Genomic DNA, 23,540 nt, shown 5'->3' with positions numbered 1-23,540 from the left:
TTGACGCTCACGTTATGGGAAGATTGGGTCTCGCCGCAAGCGCCGAAATCGCACAATCGCTGTGAATGGCGATGCCGTAACGTCAAACAGGTTTCATTTCGCTATGGATTGACGCGCGAGCCAGCGGCCTTAGGTTTGCGATGGATGAGTTGGGAGAGAGATGTGACGGGATTCGGTGATGGCTGCTGGGAAAAAAGGTGCCAAACGTGAGCCTTGTTCCGGGTAAGCTGCCTTTGCGGCTAAAACTGATCCATGGTTTTGGCGCAGTAGCGTTTGGCGTCAAAGACACCGGTTTTTCTTTCTTCCTGCTGCTGTTTTACAACCAAGTGCTGGGCATGGAGGCTTGGCTGGTCAGCCTTGCACTTTTGATCGCCCTGCTGGTCGATGCGGTCGTCGATCCGATCCTCGGCAATCTGTCCGACCGAACATACACCAAATGGGGCAGACGTCTTCCGTGGCTATATGCCGCCCCGATCCCGCTGGCCTTTGCATGGGTATTGCTATGGTCACCGCCGGGCGGAGAGGCTCCGAGTTTTCTCGGGCTGGTCGGGATTGCTGTTGTTGTGCGTATTCTGCTTTCAGCTTGTGAGGTCCCATCGATTTCACTGCTGCCGGAAATCACGTCGGATTACGTCGAGCGGACAACATTGTTCCGGTATCGTTACCTGTCCGGGTGGCTCGGCGGGTTGTTCATGATGGTGCTTGCGTACAGCGTATTTTTGTCCGGCGAGAACGGGCTGTTGCAACGCGAAGGCTATTTCAGCTTTGGTCTGTTCGGCGGGATATTGATGGTCATATCTGTCATGGGTTCCGCGATTGGCCAGCACAAGCTGGTGGCCAATCTGCCTGCGACCAAACCGCCACCTTTCAGCATCAAAGCCTGCTTTGCGGAGATTTATGAAGCTTTCAGCGAGAAAGCATTCCTGATCTTTGCTGCGGGCGGATTGGCCGCTTACATCAGTCAGGGCATGAGCTTTTCCATGTCGAATTATCTCAACGTGTTCGTCTGGCGGCTTGATGCGACGCCGCTTGGAGAAGGCGGCGCGACGATGCTGGACATTTATCCGCTGGCGCTGTTCCTGTCGGTAATCGTGATGTTCTTTATTGTCGGGCCATTGCATCACCGGCTTGGCAAACCGAAAAGCGCTGCGATGTCTGCAATTGGCTCTTTGGTGATCCTGTTGTCCCCGTATGGCGCGCTGCTGGCCGGGATATGGCCGGATACCGGCACATTCGCCTCTGCCATGCTGCTTTACGCCTTGCTGATCCCCGGCAACGCATTGGCCATTACGGTTATGATTTCGGCTTCCTCGATGATTGCCGAGATTGTGGAGGCCTATCAAGAACGCACAGGCAAACGGGCCGAAGGCGCGTTTTATTCGGGCAACTGGCTGGTGCAGAAATGCGCAACCGGGGTCGGCATCTTTCTCTCAGGCCAATTCCTGTCTTTGGCGCAGCTTTCCCCGTCCGCCGATCCGACCGCCGTTCCGCAATCGGTGATCGCTGATTTGGTTGTGTATTTCGGCATCGCGACGGTCTTGCTCGCGCTGATCGCGGCATATTGGCTCGGCCGTTTCCCCATCAATCGCGAAGATCATGAGGCGCGTGTTGCGGCGATGAACGCTGCGGCGATGCCTGCCCCTGTAGAACCCTCGCCCCCAATTCGGCGGTAACAAATGAGAGCTTGGCGCGGCTGCCTGGCTCTGCCACGGTCGCCATCAACAGATTCGATTTCAATTAGAGACTAGAGAGGAAACCCCGATGGATTTTCAGCCTACAGAACGTCAGGTTTATTGGCGCGACCGCGTGCGCGATTTTATCGAGACGCATGTGCGCCCGAACATGGACATTTACAAAACGCAGGACGCAGAGGGTGACCGCTGGAAGGTGATCCAGATCATCGAAGACAAAAAGAAACTCGCCAAAGAAGCGGGCATCTGGAACCTCTTCATGCCCCCCCGCAACGAAGGCCATCACCATGTCGAGGAAACATTCGAGTTTGAAGGCCCTGGCCTGACCAACCTCGAATACGCCTTGTGCGCAGAAGAAATGGGCCGGATCGGATGGGCAAGCGAAGTCTTCAATTGCTCCGCACCCGATACCGGAAACATGGAAGTGTTCCACCGCTACGGCACGATTGAGCAAAAGGAACAGTGGCTGCGCCCGATCATGAACGGCGAAATTCGTTCTGCCTTCCTGATGACCGAGCCATTTACGGCGTCTTCCGACGCGACCAATATCGAAACCCGCATTGAGCGTGACGGCGATGAATATGTCATCAACGGCCGCAAATGGTGGTCTTCGGGTCTGGGCGATCCGCGCTGCAAAGTCTCCATCGTGATGGGTAAGACCGATCCGACTGCGGGCCGCCATGCACAACAATCCATGCTGTTGATGCCAAACGATGCGCCGGGCGTGAACATCATCCGCCACCTGCCGGTATTCGGATATGACGATGCCCCGCACGGCCATATGGAAGTCGAAATGAAGGACGTTCGCGTCCCTGCTAGCAACATGTTGCTCGGCGAAGGGCGCGGTTTCGAGATCGCTCAAGGGCGCCTCGGCCCAGGCCGCATCCACCACTGCATGCGGACAATCGGCGTGGCAGAGGAAGCGCTCGCAAAAATGTGCAAGCGCCTGCAAGAGCGTGAAGCCTTCGGCAAACCGATTTACAAGCATTCGGTCTGGGAAGAGCGCGTTGCGCGCGCCCGTATCGATATCGACATGACCCGTCTGCTCTGCCTGAAAGCGGCCGATATGATGGACAAGGTCGGCAACAAATCGGCCAAGCAAGAAATCGCGATGATCAAGGTTCAGGCGCCGAATATGGCTCTGAAAATTATCGATGACGCGATTCAGGCCCATGGCGGCGGCGGCGTGTCGAACGATTATGGACTCGCCAACGCTTACGCGCATCAGCGTACGCTGCGTCTGGCCGACGGTCCTGACGAAGTTCACGCTCGCTCGATCGCGCGCATGGAATTCGGCAAGCATGTTCCCGAAGCCGGACCGACAGCCAACGCCCTTCGCGGTGACAGCGGGCGTGCGGCCAATGACAGCGGCAATCTGAGCTCAGGCGATATGGGCGCAACGCGCTAAGCCGCGCGCTAGGGAGAGAGGCCTGACATGGCGAAAGCAGCAATTCTGGAAACTCCGGGTGAAGGACTTGTGATCGGAGAGGTAGAATACTCCGATCCCGCCCCTCATGAGGTTTTGATCGACACCAAAGCGTGCGGTCTGTGCCATTCCGATCTGCATTTTATCGACGGAGCGTATCCACATGCGCTTCCGGCGGTACCGGGACACGAGGCCGCCGGTATCGTGCGGGCAGTGGGCAGCGAAGTGCGCACAGTGAAGCCGGGCGATCACGTGGTCTCCTGTCTCAGCGCATTTTGCGGAACCTGCGAGTTTTGTGTCACGGGCCGAATGGCTCTTTGCCTTGGCGGGGCGACCCGCCGCGGCAAAGGCGATGCCCCGCGCATGACCCGCGCCGATGGTTCACCGCTTGCACAGATGTTGAATCTCTCCGCTTTGTCAGAACAAATGTTGATCCACGAAAATGCGTGCGTCGCGATTGACAAAGATATGCCACTGGACCGCGCCGCTGTAATTGGCTGCGCGGTCACCACGGGTGCTGGCACGATCTTCAATGCCTGCAATGTAACGCCTGGTGAAACCGTGCTGGTGGTGGGATGCGGCGGGGTCGGCCTTGCCACCATCAATGCGGCCAAGATTGCGGGCGCTGGAAAAGTTATCGCCGCTGATCCGCTTCCGGAAAAGCGGGCTTTGGCCGCAACCCTAGGAGCGACACATACCGTCGATGCGATGGCAGATGACGCGGTCAAACAGATCATGGAAATCTCGGGCGGCGGCGTTGATTGGGGTATCGAAGCGGTGGGCCGTCAGGCCTCCGCCGATCTTGCCGTCGCCAGCCTTCGCCGCGGCGGGACAGCCGTGATCCTCGGCATGATGCCGCTGGATTGCAAGGTCGGCCTTGGCGCGATGGATTTGCTCGGCGGTAAAAAGCTGATGGGTGCGATCATGGGAATGAACCATTTCCCGGTTGATTTGCCCCGCCTCGTGGATTTCTACATGCGCGGGCTGCTCGATCTCGACACGATCATCGCTGAAAGGATCAGTCTTGACGATGTGAACGCCGGTTTTGATAAAATGCGCGCAGGAAGCCATGCCCGCAGTGTGGTAATGTTCGACTGATGGATATTGATTTCGATGGATATTGATTTCGACAAGGAAATGGTCGGCACGGTCGAAGTGCCAGACGCTGACAAGTTGGACATGGATAAACTGACGGCATGGTTCAAAGCCAATGTCGAAGGTTTCGAAGGCCCGATCAGCTACACCAAGTTCAAAGGCGGGCAGTCGAACCCGACCTATAAAATCGAAACGCCGCGCGCCAATTACGTGCTGCGCCGCCAACCATTTGGGAAATTGCTGCCAAGCGCACATGCAGTCGATCGTGAATACAAGGCGATGACCGGATTGTACCCTACCGGTTTTCCTGTTCCGAAGACGTATGGCCTGTGCGACGATCCCGACGTGATCGGATCGATGTTTTTCGTGATGAGCATGGCCGACGGACGCTCCTTGTGGAACGGCGCGTTGCCAAACAGCTCACCAACAGAACGCCGCGAGCTTTATAACGCATTGATCGACACAATCGCCGATCTGCATCTTAACAAGCCCGAGGAAATCGGCCTTGGCGATTACGGCAAACCGACCGATTATTGCGCGCGCCAGATCGCGCGCTGGTCAAAACAATATAAGCTGTCCGAAACCGAGCACATGCCGGAGATGGAAAAGCTGATTGAATGGTTACCGCAAACCATCCCGCCCCAGCACGGTAACTCTGTGGTCCATGGCGATTACCGCCTCGACAATGTGATCTTTCACAAGACGGAAAGCCGTGTGATTGCGGTGCTGGATTGGGAGCTTTCTACGCTGGGAGATCCGATTGCCGATTTCAGCTATCTGATGCTCAACTGGTTTCAGCCTTCCGATGATGGGCGCGCAGGATTGCTGGGCCTTGATCTGGAAAAACTGGGCATTCCCACAGTCGAACAAGCTGTCGAACGCTATGTCGCGCGCACCGGTTATCCGGTGCCGCCGATGGATTGGTATTTTGCCTACAACCTGTTCCGGCTTGCCGGCATTATGCAAGGCATCAAAAAGCGCGTTATCGATGGCACCGCATCATCTGCTCATGCGAAGGCGATGAGCGACCGCGTGTCACCGCTGGTCGAGCGGGCGGCGCAGTTCGCCCGCGCCGCCGGGATGCCCGATTAAGCAAGCCTTTTAGAAAGAAGCATTGAAGCTTACGAGCGCGCCCATATCGCTGGGTGCGCTCGAAAAGTGTCCGGGCTCATGCCGGTAAAACACGCTTGCACGCGCATACCCGATGAACAGCGGCGAGCCCCAGGTAAACTCTCCCATCAACTCGCGGCCTTCGGGTGAAAGCGACAGTGTTTGACGGCCGATAATCGGCGCCTCGGTTGCGTAGTCATACGCCACCGGCAGAACCAAATTCAAACCGCCGCCGCTGACCCGCAAAGGCTGGCTGATGCGGAAACCGACAGTGTCGCTCGCGCTGAAAGCCCGGTTACGAGTGACGTCGAGAGACCAGGCATTGCTTAGCAATTGCGATCCACCGCCCAGCAATTCGCCGCCGCGCGGGCGCGTCAGCCCCGCCCTGCCCGATGCGCCAAACCGCCAGTTCGGAGCAAACCGCCACGCCGCATCCGCATCCGCAAACACCGTATTGGCACCGCGCAGGCCCAGTGCAGCATTGAAATGGCCGCCGAGCAATGTGCTATCTTCAGACAGCCAAGTCAGCGCGGTATTGATGGCAAGATCGCCAAAATCGCGATCTGCGGCCAATCCTGCGCTTTGTGTTGGTCGGCGTTCACGTACGCCGAAAACGACATCGCTTGCCCGGCGATTATCGCCAAGCCATGCCCGGCCGCTTTCGGCAGAAAGGGTTAAACCCCACTGCCCAAGCTCGCGGCGCGCGGCAAAAGACACGTCGCTCGTGGCGAGAAATCCGGCATCAGCTCCGGCGCGCGGGGCAATCGCAAAAGCGGGACGATCAGCACCCTGAAGCTGCGCGACCAGCCCGTTTGAGCCTTGCGAAATGGCAAAACCGAGCTGAAGATCGGGAGCGATTTTTGCGGCAACGCGCGCTGCCAAGACCCGAGCGCCCAAGGCTTCTTCGGGTGTAAGCTGCAATTCGTTGGACCATGCAAGCCCCGCTGCGCGGTCACTTTCTCCAACGGTAACAGCCAGCGACAAGCCATTGCCGCCAGCCCTGCGTGTGAAACCGCCTTGTTGCACAGCACCGCGCAACCTTTGGACTTGCGCCGCATTTTGCGTCTGATTGCCCAAAGCAGCGGTATAAGCCCGGCTGTATTCATCCAGCACAACTGTATTGATGGATGCGCCCGACAAAGCATCACCCATTGCTGCTGATCCGAGCGCAAAATTATCCGCCAGCGCGAGCGCATTGTCTGTTCCAGCAACCGTAGTTGTTCCAGATGGCGCAATCGCTGCGGCAATATCCAAAATGCCTGTCCCAAACACAGCGTCCGTTCCCGGAGCGCCCGCATCGCGCGCTGTATTCAACAGGATCTCGACGATCTGCTGCGCTGTCAGATTAGGGAACGCCTGAGCCAGCAAGGCGACCGCGCCGGAAACCTGCGGGGCAGCAAAACTGGTCCCTGAAAATACAGTTACAAACTGCTGACCATCCACATTTTCGACAAACAGCTCGCCGTCATCATAGACGCAGCAAACCCGTTCACCCAAGGCACTCAGATAGAAGGCGGCATCGTTGCCTGCGCGGTTGCTGAAATCGGAAATTTCACGTTGATCATCGACCGATCCAACAATGATGACATTGCCGTTGCCGGCGTCCAGAATGCTCGCTGCAAACGGATCTGGTTGATCGGGATCGATCCCCGCCTCTGATCCGTCTCCGCCATTACCGGCAGCGACAATCACGACTATACCGACGGATGCCGCCCGGCCCACGGCATCAACAACGGATCGGGATGCCGCGCTGCCGCCAAGGCTTAGATTGATGACAGTCGCACCTGCATCAATAGCGACCTGGATTCCAGCTGCGATATTGCTGTCATCAAACGAACAGCCAAGGGTTGGATCATCGGGCGTGTCGGTCCCGCATGATCCGATGCTGTCGGCGCGCAGAGCAAGCAATTGCGCATCGAACGCAATCCCTACGACACCCGTGCCATCGCGAGCAGCAGCCGCAATTAGGGCAACATTGGTGCCATGATCGTCCTCGGGGTCCACCCCGCGATTGCCCGCGACATCTTGTGATAGCGGGTGGAGACGCCCTTCGAATTCCGGACTATCGCTGTCTGCGCCGGTATCGACGACCGCGATGATCTCTCCGCTACCAGTGAAATTTTGACGCCATGCTTCGACCACACCGTGAAACTCTGGCCCATCGGAGCGCCTGAATTCAGCGGTATTGAAATCGCCGGTCGGCGGAGAAGGCGGCGGCGGTGGGGGTGGCGGCGGCGGAGCAGGCGGCGGCGGCGGTGTTGGAGGCGGTACCGAGGAGATGGGCGTGTTTGAGCTTGGCCCTCCCCCGCCGCACGCGCTGAGCGCCGCGCACACTGTGGCAGCAACCGCAGCTTTGCCAACAACGCTCCAACTGATCGGAGCGCGCGCGTCATGGTTTGGTAGAAAGGCATGGCGAGGGGTGGCTGGCATGGATGCGACCTTATGTTGAAAACCCCCGCGCAATACTAAACGTAGGTTGCGCATAAGCACAAGAGAACATTGCAATCGTTGCTATCGACTTGTCGGACCGGCTTTCCGCGTCTAGCAGCGGCGATGCTCATCTGATCAAACGTGCCAGAGGAAACATGACAGAAACACTCATTGCCGATATCGAAACCGCTTGGGATAATCGCTCCGAAATCACTCCGGGCAGCGACGTTCGCCATTCTGTGAATGAAGCCCTCACCATGCTGGATGACGGCACAGCGCGGGTCGCGGAGCCTGATGGCCATGGCGGCTGGCACGTCAATCAATGGCTGAAAAAGGCGGTGCTCCTGTCATTTCGCCTGCGCGACAATGGCATCATGGAAGGCGCGTCAGCCGGCGAGCGCGCATTCGACAAGGTCCCTAACAAGTTCGCAGGATGGGGTGAAAACCGCTTTCGTGAGGCTGGTTTCCGGGTTGTGCCCGGTGCAGTCGCTCGGCGCGGCAGCTTTATCGGAAAAGGCGCCGTTTTGATGCCGAGTTTCGTCAATATCGGCGCTTATGTTGATGAAGGCACGATGGTTGATACCTGGGCCACTGTTGGTTCATGCGCCCAAATCGGCAAAAACGTACATATTTCGGGCGGCGCTGGAATTGGCGGCGTTCTTGAGCCGCTTCAGGCGGGACCGGTCATTATCGGTGATGGCGCATTCATTGGTGCCCGAAGCGAAGTCGCCGAAGGCGTGCGGGTTGGCGAAGGGGCCGTGCTTTCGATGGGTGTCTATCTCGGCGCATCGACCAAGATTGTAGACCGCGCCACGGGTGAAATTCACATGGGCGAAGTGCCTCCCTATGCTGTTGTTGTGCCGGGCGCATTGCCGGGTAAACCGCTGCCTGACGGTTCGCCGGGGCCTTCGCTTTATTGCGCAGTCATCGTCAAAACAGTGGACGCGCAGACGCGCTCCAAGACCGGAATTAACGAGCTGCTACGCGATTAATCTGGAACGAGGCCTTTCGCGCACCGTTTCAATCAATATAATCGAAATACCGGAGGGCACATGGCCGACAATAAAGATGAAATTCACATAGAAGACGACGATGCACGCGCTGCGCATACCACAGGTAAGATGCGGTATGTGCTCGGCATCGGGCTGCTCATCGCGATCATTGCGATGACCGTGGTCTGGATTCTGCCGTATCTCACAGGAGTTACGCGGTAAAACGTGATGGCGGGCGGAACCACGCCCGCCGTTACTCATTGATTTCCTGAGACTTCAGGAGATAACGATGAGCAATCCGAATAGCTTCCAGACGGGTCAATACGTCAAATGGAATTGGGGTAACGGCGAAGGCAAAGGCCAGATCGTCGATCGCTTCGAAAGCGAAGTATCACGGACCCTGCAAGGCACAGAGGTCACCCGAAATGGTGATTCTGATAATCCCGCTTATCTCATCAAACAGCAAGATGGCGACGAAGTGCTTAAGCTTGGTAGCGAGCTTGAGGCACAAGATTGATGCCCAAAGCGACAAGCAAAGCGCAGCAACAGGCCGCAGGTGCCGCCCTTTCGGCAAAGCAAGGCGACCTGGACAAATCCGACCTTCAAGGTGCCTCGATCGAAATGTTCGAAAGCATGGCTGAGGATGAGTTGGAGGAAATGGCCTCCACCCCTCACGATGAACTACCGGAGACAGCCGCCGAGGGCTGAACCCGGTTCAGGGTGCTACTCCTGCGTCTGTAGGATGGTTTCGATTGGCAGTTCATCGGCAACACCCGCAGCATATTGCTCGGCATCTCTCAGCGCGCGAATTGCATTGCGGCTGGATATCATTTCAAGCTCGACTTGCGAATAACCGCGCCGGGCGAGCTCGGCAAACAAGGCCGGATAGCCGGTCACGTCTTCCATACCCAAAGGGCCGGTTGGCATCCCGTCATAATCCGCGCCAATGCCGATATACTCCACCCCCGCGACCGATTTGATATGGTCGATATGGTCCGCCATGTGGCTGATCATGGTCTGCGGCTCGGGATTGGCAGCATCCCATTCCGCCATCGCGCGGGCCCAGATGTCTGGTTGACCACGATAAAGCGACATTTGACGGGCAACCTCTGCTTCGCGCTCCGCATACCATTGACGGTTCTCATCATTCAAAAAGCCGGGCAAGCCAACCACCATCACAACCCCGCCATTGGCAGGCAGACGCGCCAGGACGCTATCGGGAACGTTGCGCGCATGGCCGTTTATCGCGCGGGCCCCGGAATGGCTGAAGATGACAGGCGATTTCGCCACATCAAGAACGTCCAGCATAGTCTCTTCGCTGACATGGCTTAGATCGACCAACATGCCGATCCGGTTCATTTCGCGGATCACATCCTTGCCAAAGTCGCTCAAACCGCCATGCTCGGGCCTGTCGGTTGCGCTGTCTGCCCACGGTGTGTTGGAAGAGTGCGTGAGTGTCATATACCGCGCGCCAAGTGCATACATCTGGCGCAGCACGGCGAGGCTCGACCCGATCGAGTGCCCCCCCTCCATACCCAGCATCGACGCGACTTTGCCATTCGCCATAGCGGTTTCCAGCTGATCCGCTGTCTCCGCATAGCTCAAGCTATCGGGATACCGCGCAATCAGGCGCTTCATGACGTCAATTTGTTCCATCGTCATCTGAACCGCTTCGGGTTCGGTTAGGCTAGCAGGCACATAAACCGACCAATATTGCGCGCCCACCTTCCCTTTGGCCAGCCGGTTGAGATCGGTGTGCATCACGCGGCCTTGCGGATGGGTCTCTCCGGTATTCAGAGTATCGGTGAAGTTAAAATTGTTGATCTGATTATCAAACCGCGATCGCAGCTGGATCGGCACGTCGTTGTGGCCATCAAACACAGGCGCTGCGTCCAGAGCCGCATTCGCCAGCGCCTCAGCCGGGTCTATCGCGACCGCCGGATCATCTTGACCGCTCATGCTTTGCGCGAAAGCGGGAACAGCAAGGCAGGTTGCGATGGCGGCGAGTGAAAGAGCGCGGTATGACATTAAAAATGGAACTCCCGTAAAAAGGGGCACAGACAAGGACACAGATGTAGCCATGAACGATAGCGCGGACGCACTGATCAAACAATTGCAGCTACAACCTCATCCCGAAGGCGGATGGTACCGCGAAACGTGGCGCGCAGGCGATGATTCCACTGGCCGAGCGCGCGGTACCGCGATCATCTTTCTTTTGAAGGCTGGTGAAAACTCGCATTGGCACAGGGTTGATGCCGATGAACTGTGGCTGTGGCAATCGGGCGATCCGTTGGAGCTGCGATTGTCCATGACAGATGCCGGACCGGTGCAAACCCTGACGCTTGGCAAAGGCTTTGACGATGGCGAGAATCTCCAAGGTCTGATCCCGTCAGGCGGCTGGCAAGCGGCACGGTCCCGCACACCGCAGCATGACGCGGCAGGGTACACGCTCGTTTCATGCGTTGTCGTGCCAGGATTTGATTTTGCAGGATTTGAACTTGCCGCGCCGCAATGGGAACCAGGACAATGATCAAAACTATCCTTCGCGTGATACTCGCGCTGTTTTACGGGTATGCCGGCTACGCGCATCTTGTCCGGCCTGAACCCTTTTTGACTATCACGCCCGGCTGGGTGCCCTTTCCCGAGGCTGTGGTTTTATGGACAGGGGTGGCAGAGATTGCCGGCGCGGTCGGCCTTCTCCAGCCATTTTCCAAACAGTTACGGCAGGCTGCAGGCATTGGCCTTGCGCTTTATGCGCTATGTGTCTGGCCCGCCAATATCAATCATTTCGCGATGGATATGGCGCGCGCTGATGGCGGACTTGGACTTGGCTATCATATCCCGCGCATGATTGCTCAGCCGATCCTGATCTGGCTGGCCCTTTGGACGGGAGGTGTCGTCGGACCAAAAGCCAAAGTGCGGCAACCTTAAACAAAGAAACAGCGGCACAGGCCAATGCCCACGCCGCTGCTTCTTAACGTGCCTCAAGAGGCTTGGTACTTAGGTGAGGTGCTTTGACACCGCAGCTGTCATCTTGAACATCGAGATCTGATCTTTACCGATCACCGCGCCAAGCTTGGCATCGGGATTGATCTGACGTTTGTCTTTGTCATCCTGAAGGCTGTTGCCTTTGATGTATTCCCAGACTTTCGAAGTGACCTGTGCACGGGTCATCGGGCCTTTACCGATTACCGCTTCGAGTTCGCCTGAAAGTTGCACCGGTTTCTGTAGTGCGTTCGTCTTGCCAGCCATGGTATTTCTCCCTTTTATAACGGCAGGTTAGTTTAGTTCTTCTTCGTCCCACGCCGCACCGACATCGGCTTCGACGCCGGTGAAAGGTGCAGTAAGAACCGCGCACCCCGTGATCGACCCTTTTAAAGAGGCCACCAAATCGTCGCGACTTGCGCCGGGCATGAGTGTGAGCGGAAGCTCGGTTGCGAATAACTGGAACACGTAGTTGCGTGTCTTTCCTACCGGTGGATCCGGCAGCAGCCATTCAGAATTTCCAAGGTGGTTTTTACCTGTGCGAGGCGGAACTTCGCCTTCAAGCAGTTTGCCGCGCTGTCCGGCAAGACCCCAAACCAGCCAATGGCATTGCGGCACATCGCCATCTGTGGTCGCGTCTTCTACGATCAGGATCAGCTCTTGTGATCCCGCAGGAGGCGCAGTCCACTCCAGAGGCGGGGCCACTGCGTCTTCTTCTTTAGCGGTAAAACACGGATCAAGTTCTTCACCGGTATCAAATGCCGGACTGGACAGCACAAAGCCGCCGCGCCCGAAAGAACGCTTGTCTCCCAGCTGCGCAATCGCAAGGCCGGGATGCCGCGCAGCTTCGGGCAGATTGGGAGTGAGCCAATCGGGAAGTTCAGTCATGATTCTGTCTTTCCATATGTCTTTAGCTAGTCGGATATGGGGCAGTAAACGAGCCGCAAGGGCGCGATTTGCCCCGCTTTCTGCGGAAAACTCTGCAAATTCTCCCAAAAATACCTGAATTTACCTCCAGAGGCAGATCAAAGGCGTGTTCGGCCTTGCAGTCATAAATAGTCCATTGCATGGTCAGCGCCCGTTCTAAAGGCGTATTTGCCTTAATTTCCAAGCCAAAAATATCGAACCAATTCCCGGAGTCGCATTGCATGAATTTTGGTCGCACCGCCGTTTCAACAACGCTCGCTTTCGCGCTGGTCGCCTGCGGAGGCGGCGGTTCCGCGCCGCCGACGAATAACAATCCGGCACCCCCGCCAACCAGCTCACCTGCACCTTCGGCCTGTTCGATTGCCAATCAGCTGGATTTTGCCGATGCAGTCCTCGACGAATGGTATCTGTTCCCTAACCTGCTGGATAACACGGTCAGCCGCGACGGTATTTCGGACGTTCAAACCTATTTGAATGCGCGCGTGGCACCTGCACGCGCTCAAAACCGCGATCGCGGCTTTACCTTCGCCACGTCCATCGCCGAAGAAAACGCTTTGATCAGTTCCGGTTCAAGCGCAGGTTTCGGCATCCGGCTTGCCTATGACACCGTGAACAACCGCGTGTTCCTGTTGGAGGCGTTTGAGAACGGCAACGGATTTGGCGCTGGTATGGATCGCGGCACCGAACTGTTGGCAATCGGTACTGACACCAACAATCTTCAAACAGTGTCATCCCTGATGGCCGCTGGCGGCCCCCAATCTGTGGTCAATGCGCTCGGCCCGTCTGATGCCGGGGTCACGCGTGTCCTGCGCTTTGCACAAGCGGGCGGTGCAGTGATTGAGCAAGCGATTGCCAAAAGCGATTTTTCACTCGATCCGATTTCCGATCGTTATGGCGCGCTGGTTCTGAATGATGGCGGCAAAAAAGTCGGCTATATCAATTTGCGGACCTTTATCGTTTCGGACGCAGCCGACCAGTTGCGCGCGGCATTCGCGCAATTCGGGACAGAGGGCGTCACCGAGCTGATTATTGATTTCCGGTATAATGGCGGCGGTCTGGTTAGTGTTGCCGATACATTCGGCGATCTGATGGGGTCTGGCCGCATCAGTCAGATCTGGAGCGAAACGATCTTGCGGGCTTCAAAGTCCGAAGAAAACTCGACCCGCCGGTTTGAAACCGAACCCAACGCAATTCAGCCGACCAAAATCGCCTTTATCGGGCGGCGCAGCTCGGCTTCTGCCAGTGAGCTGGTGATGAACGCGATGATCCCATATGTGGATCCGGCAAACATCGCGCTTATCGGAGAGAACACATCGGGTAAGCCGGTTGGACAGTTTGGTTTCGACCTTGACGCCTGTGATCTGCGCGTTCGTGCCGTCACGTTCCAGACTGTCAATGCGGATGGCCGGGGTGAATACTTCTCCGGGATGGCCAGCGAAATGCCCAATACATGCCTGGCGAATGACGATATTTTCAACCCGCTGGGCAGCGCATCGGAAGCCTCAATTTCCACTGCACTGGATTTCCTTGCAGGGCGAAGCTGTACCGCAATCAGCGGGGGCACCGGGCAAACCACGCAAAGCGTTGGCGGCCGCGAAGTCTTGCAGCCTGAACGCCCCAATGCAGCGCAGTATGAAATTCCGGGTCTGTTCTAGAATCGTTAATCGGCGGCGGGGCGCTTAGCGCCAGTCTCGCCGCCGTTCGCACATGCGATGGCGGCGCTGATTACATTTTCGGCTGACGATGGCTTCGCGATAAGCGGCGCGTCCAAAGACCGGATGTGCTCGTCATGCCGATTGAGATCGCCCGAATGCAGGATAAACGGGATATCACGTTGTCTTAGCGCATCGGCGATTGGGAAACAGGTTTCCCCGCCGCCGAGCGAAACATCAAGCACCGCCACATCTATTGCATCTGGATTGTCGCCAATAATCGACATCGCATGGGTGCAATTGGTGGCTGTATGCACAGAGCAATGCCGATCCTCGGCTGCGAATTCCAAATCCATGAGGATCAATGGTTCGTCTTCAACGATGAGAAGGCGATAGGTCTGCGTCATGCGGCGTTCCGCGTGGGCACCTTCACCGTTACAAACAAACCGGTGTCGCGCCATTCACGGGTAATTGACCCACGCCCGCCTGAAAGCAGCCGGTCAACAATCGTGGTGCCAGTGCCCTTTTCAATGGCAGCTGAGTCCACTTTCGGGCCGCCGTGCTCTTCCCATGTAATCGCAAGCGCGCTGTCATCGTCAACAAGCGACCAATTGACCAAGACCCTGCCGCCTTCCGATGCCCATGCGCCGTGTTTTGTAGCGTTTGCAGCGAGTTCGTGCAGGATCAGGCCGACAATTGAAATGGTGGTGAACGGCATGCTCGCGCTCGTGCCATCGAACTTCAATCGTTCTTCATCGCGGTCATAAGGTGACAGGACAGCGCGGATTGCCTCGCCAATTTCGATGCTGCCGCTGGATGCATTATCCAAAGTGGTTTCGTAGGCGCGGCCCAATGCCTGAATACGCGAATTGATCTCGGCTGCCTCGCTTTGGATGCCGCGCATCCGGCCCGTGACATTGACGATGCCGGAAATCACCGCGAACATGTTCTTCATGCGGTGCGAAAGCTCTCGCGCCATTTCTTTGGCGTGCTGTTCTTCGGCGCGGGCAGCGCGGACATCCGAGACATCCCACTGGCTTCCGAAGAAATAGACCAGCTCGCCCCTGTCATTATAGATCGGGCCAAGGTGTAGCGCGTTCCAGAATGTCGTGCCATTCTTGCGATAGTTGAGCAATTCGACGACGACGACGTCTTCGTTCTCAATAGCTTTGCGGATCCGCGAAATTGGCTCCGGATCGGTTTTCGGCCCTTGGAGAAAACGGCAATTTCGGCCCAGGACCTCGTCTTCGGAATACCCGGTCAGTTGGCGAAATGCGCGATTGGCAAAAACAATCGGCAAATCTTCTGCATGCGGATCGCATAAAGAAATCGCCATGCGCGTTTGCGCCATGGCTTGTTCAAAAAGGACGCCTGATGCGCCGGAGAACCGGTCGCTCGCATTGCCTGCCTTAAATCTGTCAGGGGCATCATCGAAACGCATTGAGGCCTGGGAGACCCGCTGCGGTTCGCGTTCGTCATCAGTATTCACAAAACCTGCTTTCCCGTCGCGCCGGCCGCATTTGAGAAAGGCGGCGTAGCAACGGCCATTGTCCGTCTGTGATCGAACGTTAGTGCACAGGAGCCGTTCCGTGGAAATCGTCCATGTACGATGAATTGCACATCATATGCGGCGCATTGCTGCTCAGATTACTGAACAATTCCAATTCACTGCGCTGCAACACGGGGCTCAGAAAATTTTGCCGGCGCCCCCGCAAAATGCGGGATCAGTGACCCGCGCAGGATCTAAAGCGCGTTAGGACCCACTGATGCCGGCTCATCGCTGGTATAGCCGCACCCAAACAGCGTCACATCGCCCACCGACACGGTTGCGGTATAGGGATAAATCGCATCGCTCATCGTATCGCTGCACTCACCCGGCGTCAGCGCGATTTGCAAAGCTGCATCATCGAGTTCGCCTGAAAAGCCAAGCCCGTTATTGCCTTCAAACCGAGTGACCATCGCGGCAGTACCTGCGATGTTTTCCGGGGTGGTATAAGTCGCGGTGTATCCCATCCCCTCTGGAACGATCTGAAACCCCCAGAACGGCTCATTCCCAACCAGATTGATTGTCGCTTCTGGGCTGATGCCGCCGAATACCGCGCCATCTTCGTCAATTCCGTCGCTGGCCGAACACGCGGTGAGAAGGAGCACGCCTGTCAATGACACCCATTTCAATGACGTGCATCCTAATGCCCAACGGCGCTCTATCGTCAATTCATGCTGCATCGGGTCCGCATAACGCGGTGCCCTGTCAAACGCAAAAGGCGGACCCATCTGGGCCCGCCTTCGCGTGATCAATTATGATCTATCTCTTGTTGTGCGCGGCGATTACGCTGGCATCAGCACGGTGTCGATCACGTGGACGAGACCATTGGATGCTTCCACGTCTGTCGCGGTGACAGTCGCTGTTCCGCCAGCCGCATCGGTGAGGACCACTGCGCCGTCGACGATCGTCGCGGTCAATGTGCCGCCGTTTACGGTCGTTACGGTGTAGCCTTCTTCACCGGCACCTTCGATGGCTGCTGTCAGTGTTGCGGCGTCAACGGCGCCTTCGACAACGTGGTACGTCAGAATGCTTCCGAGCGTTTCGGTGTCGTTGGTGGTCAGCTCCGTCAGCGTTTCGGCTGGGATCTTTGCGAACGCATCATTGGTTGGCGCGAACACGGTGAACGGTCCTTCGCCCGAAAGCGTTTCACCAAGACCGGCGGCTGTTACGGCTGCGACCAAGGTCGAGAATGTTTCGTCGCCCTGTGCGACTTCGACAATGGTTCCAGCTGCAACGGCATCTTCGGCTACGGAAGTTTCGTCGGCAGTCATCGCGTCGCCGGTTTCGGCTTCTGGGGCACATGCTGCCAGTGCAAGAGCAATAGTCGATGCGAGAGTGATATTGAGCGTTTTCATAGGAAATCCTTGAATTTACATGTCGGTGTTGATTTTCGGGGCGGCGCGGAAGCCATGGGCAAAGCCTTTCCCCTTCATAACTACGAACGGACAAGCCGCTTGGATGTTCCAAAATATATGTCCTCGCCGTGAAATAATATTATGCGGCGCGGATTGAACGCTGCCCCGCCCGATCAGGAACCGTGAACCGAATACGCGGTTAAACGATCATGACTTTCACACCGACACGCGCTGCCGCCATCGCGCAGCTTAATCAATTTCTTCCCCGCGCAGGGCGACATTACGCCAATACACGCAACTACGATGACGGTGTTCCCGACAGCGGTATGCGGCAGAATGTCTCGCAATTGTCGCCCTGGCTTCACGCAGGCGTGATTTCAGAAGCGGAAGTCATCAATTGCGCCCTTGCCAACCATAGCAGCGACGCATCGGAAAAATTTGTCGCAGAGGTTTTCTGGCGCGTCTATTTCAAGGGATATCTGGAGCAGCGACCGGCAATCTGGCGCGACTATTGTAGTCAACGCAGCGATGCTATTGCGGCGCTGGACCGCAATGCCGGCCTGAAAAAAGCCTACACAGAGGCAATCGAGGGCCGAACCGGAATCGCAGCCTTTGACACATGGGCCCGCGAATTGACCGAGCATGGATACCTTCACAACCATGCACGCATGTGGTTCGCGAGCATTTGGATATTCACGCTTAAACTCGATTGGACGCTGGGTGCCGATTTCTTTGTGCGCCACCTGATGGATGGGGATGCGGCGTCAAACACGTTGAGCTGGCGGTGGGTTGGCGGCCTCCACACAAAAGGGAAAACCTATCAGGCCCGACCCGATAACATCGAGCGGTATACAGCGAACCAATCTGGCGGCCCGTTGACTGCGGAAGGATTGGCACAGGAGGCTGAGCCGCTCCAAGACAATCGCGAATATGCGCGGCAGGCGCTGGATCTGCCCGCACCATATGCCGAAAACACACTCGATCGGCCTTACGCCCTGCTCCTGCATGATGAAAACGCAAGCCATGTGCCGCTTAACCTGCCCTCTGCACCGTCGCTGATAATTGGAGCCGCGCGCCCTGATGCGCGATCAACCATGGCAGTTGGAGAGCCAGCCCGGGAATTTGCACAAACTGCAGTCAGTCTTGGCGTGGAAGAAGCGGCTCGTGCCTATGGCTGCGATGCGAAGTTTTGGAACAACGAAGGCGGGCTTGAAACCATCTTACGCGGCGCAAACTTGGATCGCATTGCCGTGCCGTACCTGCCGCAAGGCTGGACACGCGATGCGTTGATGCCTGAATTGTCGCCCATCATAGAGGCTGACCGGCTCGCAATTTTATTAGACGATCTGAACCGCGCAACATGGCCATTGGCCAAAGCCGGATTTTTCGGCGTGAAAAAGAAGATTCCGGATATCCTAGATGAGACGGGGATCAACGGCCTTTCTGTCGCTGTTTCATAAGTTACGACCATAAAGACACCGCCATTTGCGACAATCACTATGCTGCATATTTCAGCCTGCCACTAATTTCCCCTATCTCTTCTTCCAATTCTCATGCAGTAAACACGGCAGGGTGCGCAAAATCTAACGATCTCTATTCGAGTTCAAGGGGGAAATTTATGTGGGTAATGAAAAGCACTGATGGAAGTGCATCAATCAATGTAAGCGCAAATGGAAACGGGCAAATGGCCGGGACTGTCGTATTCCAAGACGTGAATTACGCCGTAACAGGCGAATGGGCCGCTGCCGATAGTGTGCCTGGACGCAACTATTCTGCGTTCTTTCTCGGTGGAAGCGATGATCAGACTGCGCCTGAATTCATCGCCGTCGGAGGGACAATGAAAGGTCCAGGGAGCGCACCGGTTTCCATCAGCATGAACCTTATCCGCACCGATTCAACCGATGGATTGCAATACGGATGGTCTGGAGAAATGGTCCCCGCCTGATAACAATTCTTGCAACCGGGGCCGCCTGTGATCGGAGCAGCGCGGCTTTTTTAGGAGAGCAATCATGGCAGGTGGTCTCGGACTTGCATTAAGCGGTGGCGGCGCGCACGGCGCATTTCAGGTGGGCGTTCTCGATGAATTGATCGAACAGCGCGGGGTCGATTTTGAAACAGTTGTCGGCACATCAACGGGTGCGATCCAAGCTGCGGGTGTGGCGCAAAATGATATCGGAAAACTGCTCGATCTGTGGACTGGCATCACAGGAAACGATGACATTTATCGCAGCCGGGGCGGCGAAATCTGGGCGGTTTTAACCGGCAAGGATTCGCTGTTTAGCACCGGGCCACTGCGTACTTTGCTCCATCAGACATTTGACGATGCAAAGATCCGCGCGACCGGGAAAAAACTGCGTCTGGCAGTCGCAAACCTGACCAACGGACAACTTCGGATTGTTGGCGAAAATACCGATAATATCGCGGATTGGGTGTATGCCAGCGCCGCTCAGCCACCGGCCTTCCCTCCGTTCAGGACCCGCGATGAAAACGGGCTGCTCGAACAATGGGTCGATGGCGGCTTGCGCGATGTCACACCTTTGCGCGCGGCTCTGCGCGAACGGCCTCGGGCAATCCTCGCGGTACGGGCCGAGGGGCCCAAGGCAACCGAGCCCGAAGAATACAGGAACGTCGTAAAAATCGGTTTGCGATCGGTGGACCTTTTGACCGAGGAAGTCGCCGACAATGACTTGGGCAACGTCGATTTGATCAACCACCTGCTCGAAGCGGAAGCCAAGCAACGCGCCGAATTGGAGGGCACAGGGCTTTCCCCCGCGCAGATTGCGAAAGTGATGGAACCGCTGGGTGCGCAGATTGATCGATACAGTTTTGTGCCAACCATGGTGCTGAGGCCGCCGACCAATCTGCATAAGACGCTTGAATTCGTGCCCGAACTTATCGCCGAGAATATCGAGCGCGGGCGCCAGATCGTGCGTGACAATTGGGATGAACTTGGCCCGTTTCTGGGGCTGGACGAAAGCTCCGAAGGCTAAAGGCGGAACCATGCGAAGCGCTCCGCCGTTCAAAGCGCATGATGTTTTCTAAAAAAATTATCGCAAGCGCGCTCGCCGGCTGGGCGCTCAACCTCGGCGCGTGTGTTGGATCGCCCGGTCCGGTCGGCAATATAGCGGTGCCGCAACCGTCAAGGCCAGTCGCCTTACCTGCCTATCTTGGGACGTGGTACGAATACGGCCGGTACGAAGCGCCCTTCCAGACGGGGTGCGAGGGTGTGACGGCGGAATATTCGCTGCGCGAGACATCAGGCAATGCGAAAATCCGGGTCGTCAATTCCTGTTACAAAAATGGCTTGGACGGCGAATTCGATCAATCCACAGGCAAGGCCAAAGTGGTTGCAGGCAGCCAGGGCGCGAAGCTTAAGGTCAGCTTTTTCGGCCCATTTTATGGCGACTACTGGGTGCTTGATCGCGGCGATCCTGATGCCAGCGGCCAATATCCATGGTCAATTGTGGGTGAACCAAGCGGTCGCTATCTTTGGATGCTGACCCGCGAGGCTCGCCCTTCACCTGAACTTAAAGCCCGATTGGAAGAGCGAGTCCGCGAGCTTGGTTATGATTGGAGCCTGGTGCGTTTAACCCAGCAACCTGGCCCCTAATCGCGCCTCACAAAACTTTGTCAGGTCGCGGCTCATGCTTGTGCTTTTCGCTTTTGCCGAAATGCCGTTCCAGCCTTTGCGCGAGCACATTTGCCGCTTTTCGGGCGGCGGTATCGATGTCTGATGCATGTTCCGTCACGCCGAGCGGCTTTCCGCCGCGCGGACGCGCTTCGATCAGGCAGGTTTTGTCGTCTGCCCCGCCCTTGCGCGCATTTTCATCGGAAACATGCACTTCAAGCCGGGTCAGGCGATCTTCAAACCGGGCGAGTTTATGACGAACCTGATTTTCGATCCGTTCCGCGACATTGTCAGTGCCCATTACAGAGCTATCGGAATTGAATTGAAACTGCATGTCGGACATCGGGGTCTCCTCTCTCAATGCTAAACAAGGCGAACGTATCGCCTGCGCATAATATGGGAAGTTTGAGCCCGATTGCGAGTGTAAACTATTGCTCTGCGATTGCCTCGGCTGCACGTTTTGCCGCGCGCTCATCTTCGGCTTTCGCTCGGTCGGCGGCGACTTTTTGAGCCTGGTTGGCCAGCGCACGCCACGTTTTTTCCGACCGCAATTCGCGATCGCGGACATTATCCAAAGTCGCTTCTTTCGCTTTGGTCGCGGCCTCATCGGCGCGGTCGCGATAGAATTCATATGTCTGGGCCATTATTGGCTCCTGAAGGAGTGGAGGGAATGGCGAAGAAAGGATGGGGCGCAGCAGCATTACAGCCGCCGCGCCCGCACATCCAATTTAGTCAGCAGCCGACAGGTTTACGGCGCTTTCTTTGCCGTTCCGGCCCACTTCGACGTCAAAATTGACGCGCTGCTCTTTGTCGAGCGAGTGCATGCCAGCAGCCTGAACGGCGCTGATGTGGACGAAGCTGTCGTTGCCACCATCGTCAGGCTGGATAAAACCATAGCCTTTGTCGGTGTTGAAGAATTTTACGGTGCCAGTCTTGGCCATGCGATGTTCCTTTCAAGAACAAGAGTGCCGCCCGGCGAACATGCCAGGCAGTCGTGCGTCAAATCGTTCAGGAAAAGGAAGTCGTCGTCTGGTTTACGCCGGGGCCGATACTCGAAAAGGGTAAGGGCAAGCGGCGGTCGTCAAAAGTCGAAGTCCGTCGCGTATTCCGACGTCAGCGGAGATGATGTAGCACAGTATCGCCGGATTACCTAATTATTGCTGATTTGCGTAATATTTGGCCTCACATTTGGTCATTCGCGCAAAGTCGCGCTACGCCTGCCTTATGACACTGACGATCCTGATTGATGCCGATGCCTGCCCTGTAAAGGACGAGGTGTACCGCGTTGCCGACCGGTTTAAAGCCGATGTTCGCGTGGTCAGCAATTCGCCGTTCCGTATCCCTGACAGCCCGCGGATAAAGCGCGTTGTGGTGGATGACGGGTTTGACGCCGCGGATGACTGGATCGCGGAATTTGCCGAGGCCGCGCCCCCGAACACATGCGTCGTCATTACCGCCGATATCCTGCTGGCGCAGCGGTGCATCAAATCGGGCGCCGCCGTCCTTGCGCATAATGGCAAACCGTTTGACACCGCGAGCATCGGCGGCGCGGTGGCGACCCGCGCCATTATGGAGGACCTGCGCGCCGGAATGGACGGGCCCATGGGAGCAAACGCAGGCGGCCCGCCCCCGTTTAGCAAAGCGGACCGATCGCGGTTCCTGCAACAGCTCGACCGGGAGATGAACCGGCTTTCGCGCCTGCCGCCGGCTCAGAATTAACGCGCATTCCCCCGCAGACAGGCGTAGGTTGCAGCCGGGGCCTTCCGCCCCGATTGGAAAACCTATGTCCAAAGGACAGAAATCGAACCGCGAAGCCCGCAAACCCAAAAAGGAAAAGGTGAAAACCAACGCCTCCCAACCTTCAACCAAACCCGGCGGGATAAAGGGTCTGGAGAATATGAAGAACAGCTAGAGCCGGCAACGCTTGCGGGCCAGGATGTGTCAGACGCAAAACGCATGACACATTGTCCAACATGTCACCCGTGTCCTACAGCATAAAAGCCGCAGAATTGCGCCATTTTGCGGATGTAGGCACCGGGTGACACTTTTCCAAATTCAGTCCCCCTCACGCTCGCGTTCCCCGCCTTCATCCTCATCATCATCCTCATACTCATCCCCCTCCTCCGGCCCGTGCTGATGATAGAACGCCTCATATTCCAGACGGCTTTCCTCATCCCATGTTTCCGGGCCATCCGCGACGCGCGATACCAGCGGGCCGAAATCCTCCGCCCCATATCCGGCGGCGGCATGATGAGAGGGCACGCGCGGCGGGCCGAGCGAATCGCGCATCGCCAACAGCGCCACGGTGAGCCGTTCATCAAACCGGCGCGAGGTGTGGATCAGCTCCCCCTGATGGAAATGCGGCACCTCCACCCCGTGCAGCGCGCGTTCCAAAGCGGCCTCGGCCAGCGCATCAAACCGGCATCGCAGCGCCGCATGCCACGCCAGATCAAACGGCTCCCCTTTTAACCGCGCCCGCAAAGCATAGGCGGATTGGCGCGACATCCCCACAATCCGCGCCGCCTGCGCCACGGAATGCGAAGAGGCCAGCGCAGTGAGAAAAGCGGACTGCCGCTCGGGCGTCCAGCTTTTGGGTTCAGACAATGCGGTGAGCGTGCCAAAGGACGCGGCGGCGGGGAGGGTTTCGGGTGTGTGTGCCATCTGTCAGGATAAGGCAGATTTTGGCGGAGTAGGAAAATAAAT

The 23,540-nt window shown here is 57.0% G+C and carries 29 protein-coding genes; 17 read left to right on the top strand and 12 right to left on the bottom strand.

Going from position 1 to position 23,540, the window contains the following annotated elements:
* Positions 1–206 precede the first annotated feature (206 nt).
* From FGU71_RS08460 to FGU71_RS08445, 4 genes are all read left to right on the top strand, one after another.
* Positions 207–1,673, top strand: a complete 1,467-nt coding sequence (locus tag FGU71_RS08460; protein WP_142788156.1) for an MFS transporter — start codon at positions 207–209, stop codon at positions 1,671–1,673.
* Positions 1,674–1,761: 88 nt separating this feature from the next.
* Complete coding sequence (locus FGU71_RS08455; RefSeq protein WP_142788155.1) at positions 1,762–3,099, top strand: acyl-CoA dehydrogenase family protein; 1,338 nt, start codon at positions 1,762–1,764, stop codon at positions 3,097–3,099.
* A gap of 27 nt (positions 3,100–3,126) precedes the next feature.
* Entirely contained in the window at positions 3,127–4,215 is a 1,089-nt protein-coding gene (locus FGU71_RS08450) for a Zn-dependent alcohol dehydrogenase (protein ID WP_142788154.1), read from the top strand.
* 15 nt (positions 4,216–4,230) lie between these two features.
* Complete coding sequence (locus FGU71_RS08445; protein WP_142788153.1) at positions 4,231–5,304, top strand: phosphotransferase family protein; 1,074 nt, start codon at positions 4,231–4,233, stop codon at positions 5,302–5,304.
* Positions 5,305–5,313: 9 nt separating this feature from the next.
* Here FGU71_RS08445 and FGU71_RS08440 read toward each other — a convergent pair whose 3' ends face one another.
* Positions 5,314–7,752, bottom strand: coding sequence for a S8 family peptidase (locus FGU71_RS08440; protein WP_142788152.1), 2,439 nt, complete (start codon positions 7,750–7,752; stop codon positions 5,314–5,316).
* A gap of 155 nt (positions 7,753–7,907) precedes the next feature.
* Between FGU71_RS08440 and dapD the strand changes: the two genes are divergently transcribed.
* The 4 genes from dapD to FGU71_RS08425 all read left to right on the top strand — a co-directional run bounded on the left by dapD (position 7,908) and on the right by FGU71_RS08425 (position 9,452).
* A complete protein-coding gene (gene dapD, locus FGU71_RS08435; protein ID WP_142788151.1) occupies positions 7,908–8,744 on the top strand; it encodes a 2,3,4,5-tetrahydropyridine-2,6-dicarboxylate N-succinyltransferase in 837 nt (278 codons plus the stop codon).
* Positions 8,745–8,804: 60 nt separating this feature from the next.
* A complete protein-coding gene (locus FGU71_RS14115; RefSeq protein WP_185960243.1) occupies positions 8,805–8,966 on the top strand; it encodes a hypothetical protein in 162 nt (53 codons plus the stop codon).
* Positions 8,967–9,033: 67 nt separating this feature from the next.
* A complete protein-coding gene (locus tag FGU71_RS08430; RefSeq protein WP_142788150.1) occupies positions 9,034–9,261 on the top strand; it encodes a hypervirulence associated TUDOR domain-containing protein in 228 nt (75 codons plus the stop codon).
* Complete coding sequence (locus FGU71_RS08425) at positions 9,261–9,452, top strand: DUF3008 family protein (protein ID WP_142788149.1); 192 nt, start codon at positions 9,261–9,263, stop codon at positions 9,450–9,452. The genes FGU71_RS08430 and FGU71_RS08425 overlap by 1 nt, the downstream gene beginning before the upstream one ends.
* A 15-nt stretch (positions 9,453–9,467) precedes the next feature.
* Here FGU71_RS08425 and FGU71_RS08420 read toward each other — a convergent pair whose 3' ends face one another.
* Positions 9,468–10,772 (bottom strand): dipeptidase, encoded by a 1,305-nt coding sequence (locus FGU71_RS08420; protein WP_142788148.1) that lies wholly within the window; start codon positions 10,770–10,772, stop codon positions 9,468–9,470.
* A gap of 52 nt (positions 10,773–10,824) precedes the next feature.
* On the opposite strand from FGU71_RS08420, the gene FGU71_RS08415 reads away from it, so the two are divergent.
* Positions 10,825–11,274, top strand: a complete 450-nt coding sequence (locus tag FGU71_RS08415; RefSeq protein WP_142788147.1) for a cupin domain-containing protein — start codon at positions 10,825–10,827, stop codon at positions 11,272–11,274.
* On the top strand, positions 11,271–11,675 hold the full coding sequence (locus tag FGU71_RS08410) for a DoxX family protein (protein WP_142788146.1): 405 nt from the start codon (positions 11,271–11,273) through the stop codon (positions 11,673–11,675). The genes FGU71_RS08415 and FGU71_RS08410 overlap by 4 nt, the downstream gene beginning before the upstream one ends.
* Before the next feature lie 69 nt (positions 11,676–11,744).
* Here FGU71_RS08410 and FGU71_RS08405 read toward each other — a convergent pair whose 3' ends face one another.
* Together FGU71_RS08405 and FGU71_RS08400 are read right to left on the bottom strand one after the other, a co-directional pair.
* Entirely contained in the window at positions 11,745–11,996 is a 252-nt protein-coding gene (locus FGU71_RS08405) for an SWIB/MDM2 domain-containing protein (RefSeq protein WP_142788145.1), read from the bottom strand.
* Between the two features lie 27 nt (positions 11,997–12,023).
* The gene (locus FGU71_RS08400; RefSeq protein WP_142788144.1) at positions 12,024–12,617 is read right to left on the bottom strand and encodes a YbhB/YbcL family Raf kinase inhibitor-like protein; all 594 of its coding nucleotides are present in this window, start codon (positions 12,615–12,617) and stop codon (positions 12,024–12,026) included.
* Positions 12,618–12,877: 260 nt separating this feature from the next.
* On the opposite strand from FGU71_RS08400, the gene FGU71_RS08395 reads away from it, so the two are divergent.
* Positions 12,878–14,311, top strand: coding sequence for a S41 family peptidase (locus tag FGU71_RS08395; RefSeq protein ID WP_142788143.1), 1,434 nt, complete (start codon positions 12,878–12,880; stop codon positions 14,309–14,311).
* 5 nt (positions 14,312–14,316) lie between these two features.
* On the opposite strand, the gene FGU71_RS08390 is transcribed toward FGU71_RS08395, so the two are convergent.
* From FGU71_RS08390 to FGU71_RS08375, 4 genes are all read right to left on the bottom strand, one after another.
* Positions 14,317–14,715 carry a response regulator gene (locus FGU71_RS08390; RefSeq protein ID WP_142788142.1) on the bottom strand — a complete coding sequence of 133 codons (399 nt, stop codon included), beginning with the start codon at positions 14,713–14,715 and terminating at the stop codon, positions 14,317–14,319.
* The gene (locus FGU71_RS08385; protein WP_267901812.1) at positions 14,712–15,797 is read right to left on the bottom strand and encodes a PAS domain-containing protein; all 1,086 of its coding nucleotides are present in this window, start codon (positions 15,795–15,797) and stop codon (positions 14,712–14,714) included. The genes FGU71_RS08390 and FGU71_RS08385 overlap by 4 nt, the downstream gene beginning before the upstream one ends.
* A 254-nt stretch (positions 15,798–16,051) precedes the next feature.
* On the bottom strand, positions 16,052–16,582 hold the full coding sequence (locus tag FGU71_RS08380) for a COG3650 family protein (RefSeq protein ID WP_142788141.1): 531 nt from the start codon (positions 16,580–16,582) through the stop codon (positions 16,052–16,054).
* A 54-nt stretch (positions 16,583–16,636) separates the two neighbouring features.
* Positions 16,637–17,209, bottom strand: coding sequence for a fasciclin domain-containing protein (locus FGU71_RS08375; protein ID WP_142788140.1), 573 nt, complete (start codon positions 17,207–17,209; stop codon positions 16,637–16,639).
* Between the two features lie 209 nt (positions 17,210–17,418).
* On the opposite strand from FGU71_RS08375, the gene FGU71_RS08370 reads away from it, so the two are divergent.
* From FGU71_RS08370 to FGU71_RS08355, 4 genes are all read left to right on the top strand, one after another.
* Positions 17,419–18,669: an FAD-binding domain-containing protein gene (locus FGU71_RS08370; protein WP_142788139.1), complete on the top strand. Its 1,251-nt coding sequence runs from the start codon at positions 17,419–17,421 to the stop codon at positions 18,667–18,669.
* A gap of 167 nt (positions 18,670–18,836) precedes the next feature.
* Positions 18,837–19,154 carry a hypothetical protein gene (locus FGU71_RS08365; RefSeq protein ID WP_142788138.1) on the top strand — a complete coding sequence of 106 codons (318 nt, stop codon included), beginning with the start codon at positions 18,837–18,839 and terminating at the stop codon, positions 19,152–19,154.
* 64 nt (positions 19,155–19,218) lie between these two features.
* Positions 19,219–20,199 (top strand): patatin-like phospholipase family protein, encoded by a 981-nt coding sequence (locus FGU71_RS08360; protein ID WP_142788137.1) that lies wholly within the window; start codon positions 19,219–19,221, stop codon positions 20,197–20,199.
* A 38-nt stretch (positions 20,200–20,237) separates the two neighbouring features.
* Entirely contained in the window at positions 20,238–20,819 is a 582-nt protein-coding gene (locus FGU71_RS08355; protein ID WP_234035699.1) for a lipocalin family protein, read from the top strand.
* Positions 20,820–20,826: 7 nt separating this feature from the next.
* Here FGU71_RS08355 and FGU71_RS08350 read toward each other — a convergent pair whose 3' ends face one another.
* From FGU71_RS08350 to FGU71_RS08340, 3 genes are all read right to left on the bottom strand, one after another.
* A complete protein-coding gene (locus FGU71_RS08350; RefSeq protein ID WP_234035698.1) occupies positions 20,827–21,180 on the bottom strand; it encodes an HPF/RaiA family ribosome-associated protein in 354 nt (117 codons plus the stop codon).
* Positions 21,181–21,265: 85 nt separating this feature from the next.
* Positions 21,266–21,481 carry a hypothetical protein gene (locus FGU71_RS08345; RefSeq protein WP_142788136.1) on the bottom strand — a complete coding sequence of 72 codons (216 nt, stop codon included), beginning with the start codon at positions 21,479–21,481 and terminating at the stop codon, positions 21,266–21,268.
* A gap of 84 nt (positions 21,482–21,565) precedes the next feature.
* Positions 21,566–21,778: a cold-shock protein gene (locus FGU71_RS08340; RefSeq protein WP_142788135.1), complete on the bottom strand. Its 213-nt coding sequence runs from the start codon at positions 21,776–21,778 to the stop codon at positions 21,566–21,568.
* A gap of 283 nt (positions 21,779–22,061) precedes the next feature.
* Here FGU71_RS08340 and FGU71_RS08335 point away from each other — a divergent pair, with 283 nt between their 5' ends.
* Both FGU71_RS08335 and FGU71_RS14280 read left to right on the top strand, forming a co-directional pair.
* Positions 22,062–22,556, top strand: coding sequence for a YaiI/YqxD family protein (locus tag FGU71_RS08335; RefSeq protein ID WP_142788134.1), 495 nt, complete (start codon positions 22,062–22,064; stop codon positions 22,554–22,556).
* Between the two features lie 64 nt (positions 22,557–22,620).
* Positions 22,621–22,749 carry a hypothetical protein gene (locus tag FGU71_RS14280; protein ID WP_267901811.1) on the top strand — a complete coding sequence of 43 codons (129 nt, stop codon included), beginning with the start codon at positions 22,621–22,623 and terminating at the stop codon, positions 22,747–22,749.
* Between the two features lie 143 nt (positions 22,750–22,892).
* Here the strand turns inward: FGU71_RS14280 and FGU71_RS08330 are convergent, their stop codons facing one another.
* Positions 22,893–23,498 (bottom strand): helix-turn-helix domain-containing protein, encoded by a 606-nt coding sequence (locus tag FGU71_RS08330; protein ID WP_142788133.1) that lies wholly within the window; start codon positions 23,496–23,498, stop codon positions 22,893–22,895.
* Between the last annotated feature and the right edge of the window lie 42 nt (positions 23,499–23,540).

Source organism: Erythrobacter insulae (assembly GCF_007004095.1).
GTDB classification, from domain to species: domain Bacteria; phylum Pseudomonadota; class Alphaproteobacteria; order Sphingomonadales; family Sphingomonadaceae; genus Erythrobacter; species Erythrobacter insulae.
Note: the sequence above shows the minus strand (reverse complement) of the source record. Positions and strands in the feature narration are given on the sequence as shown.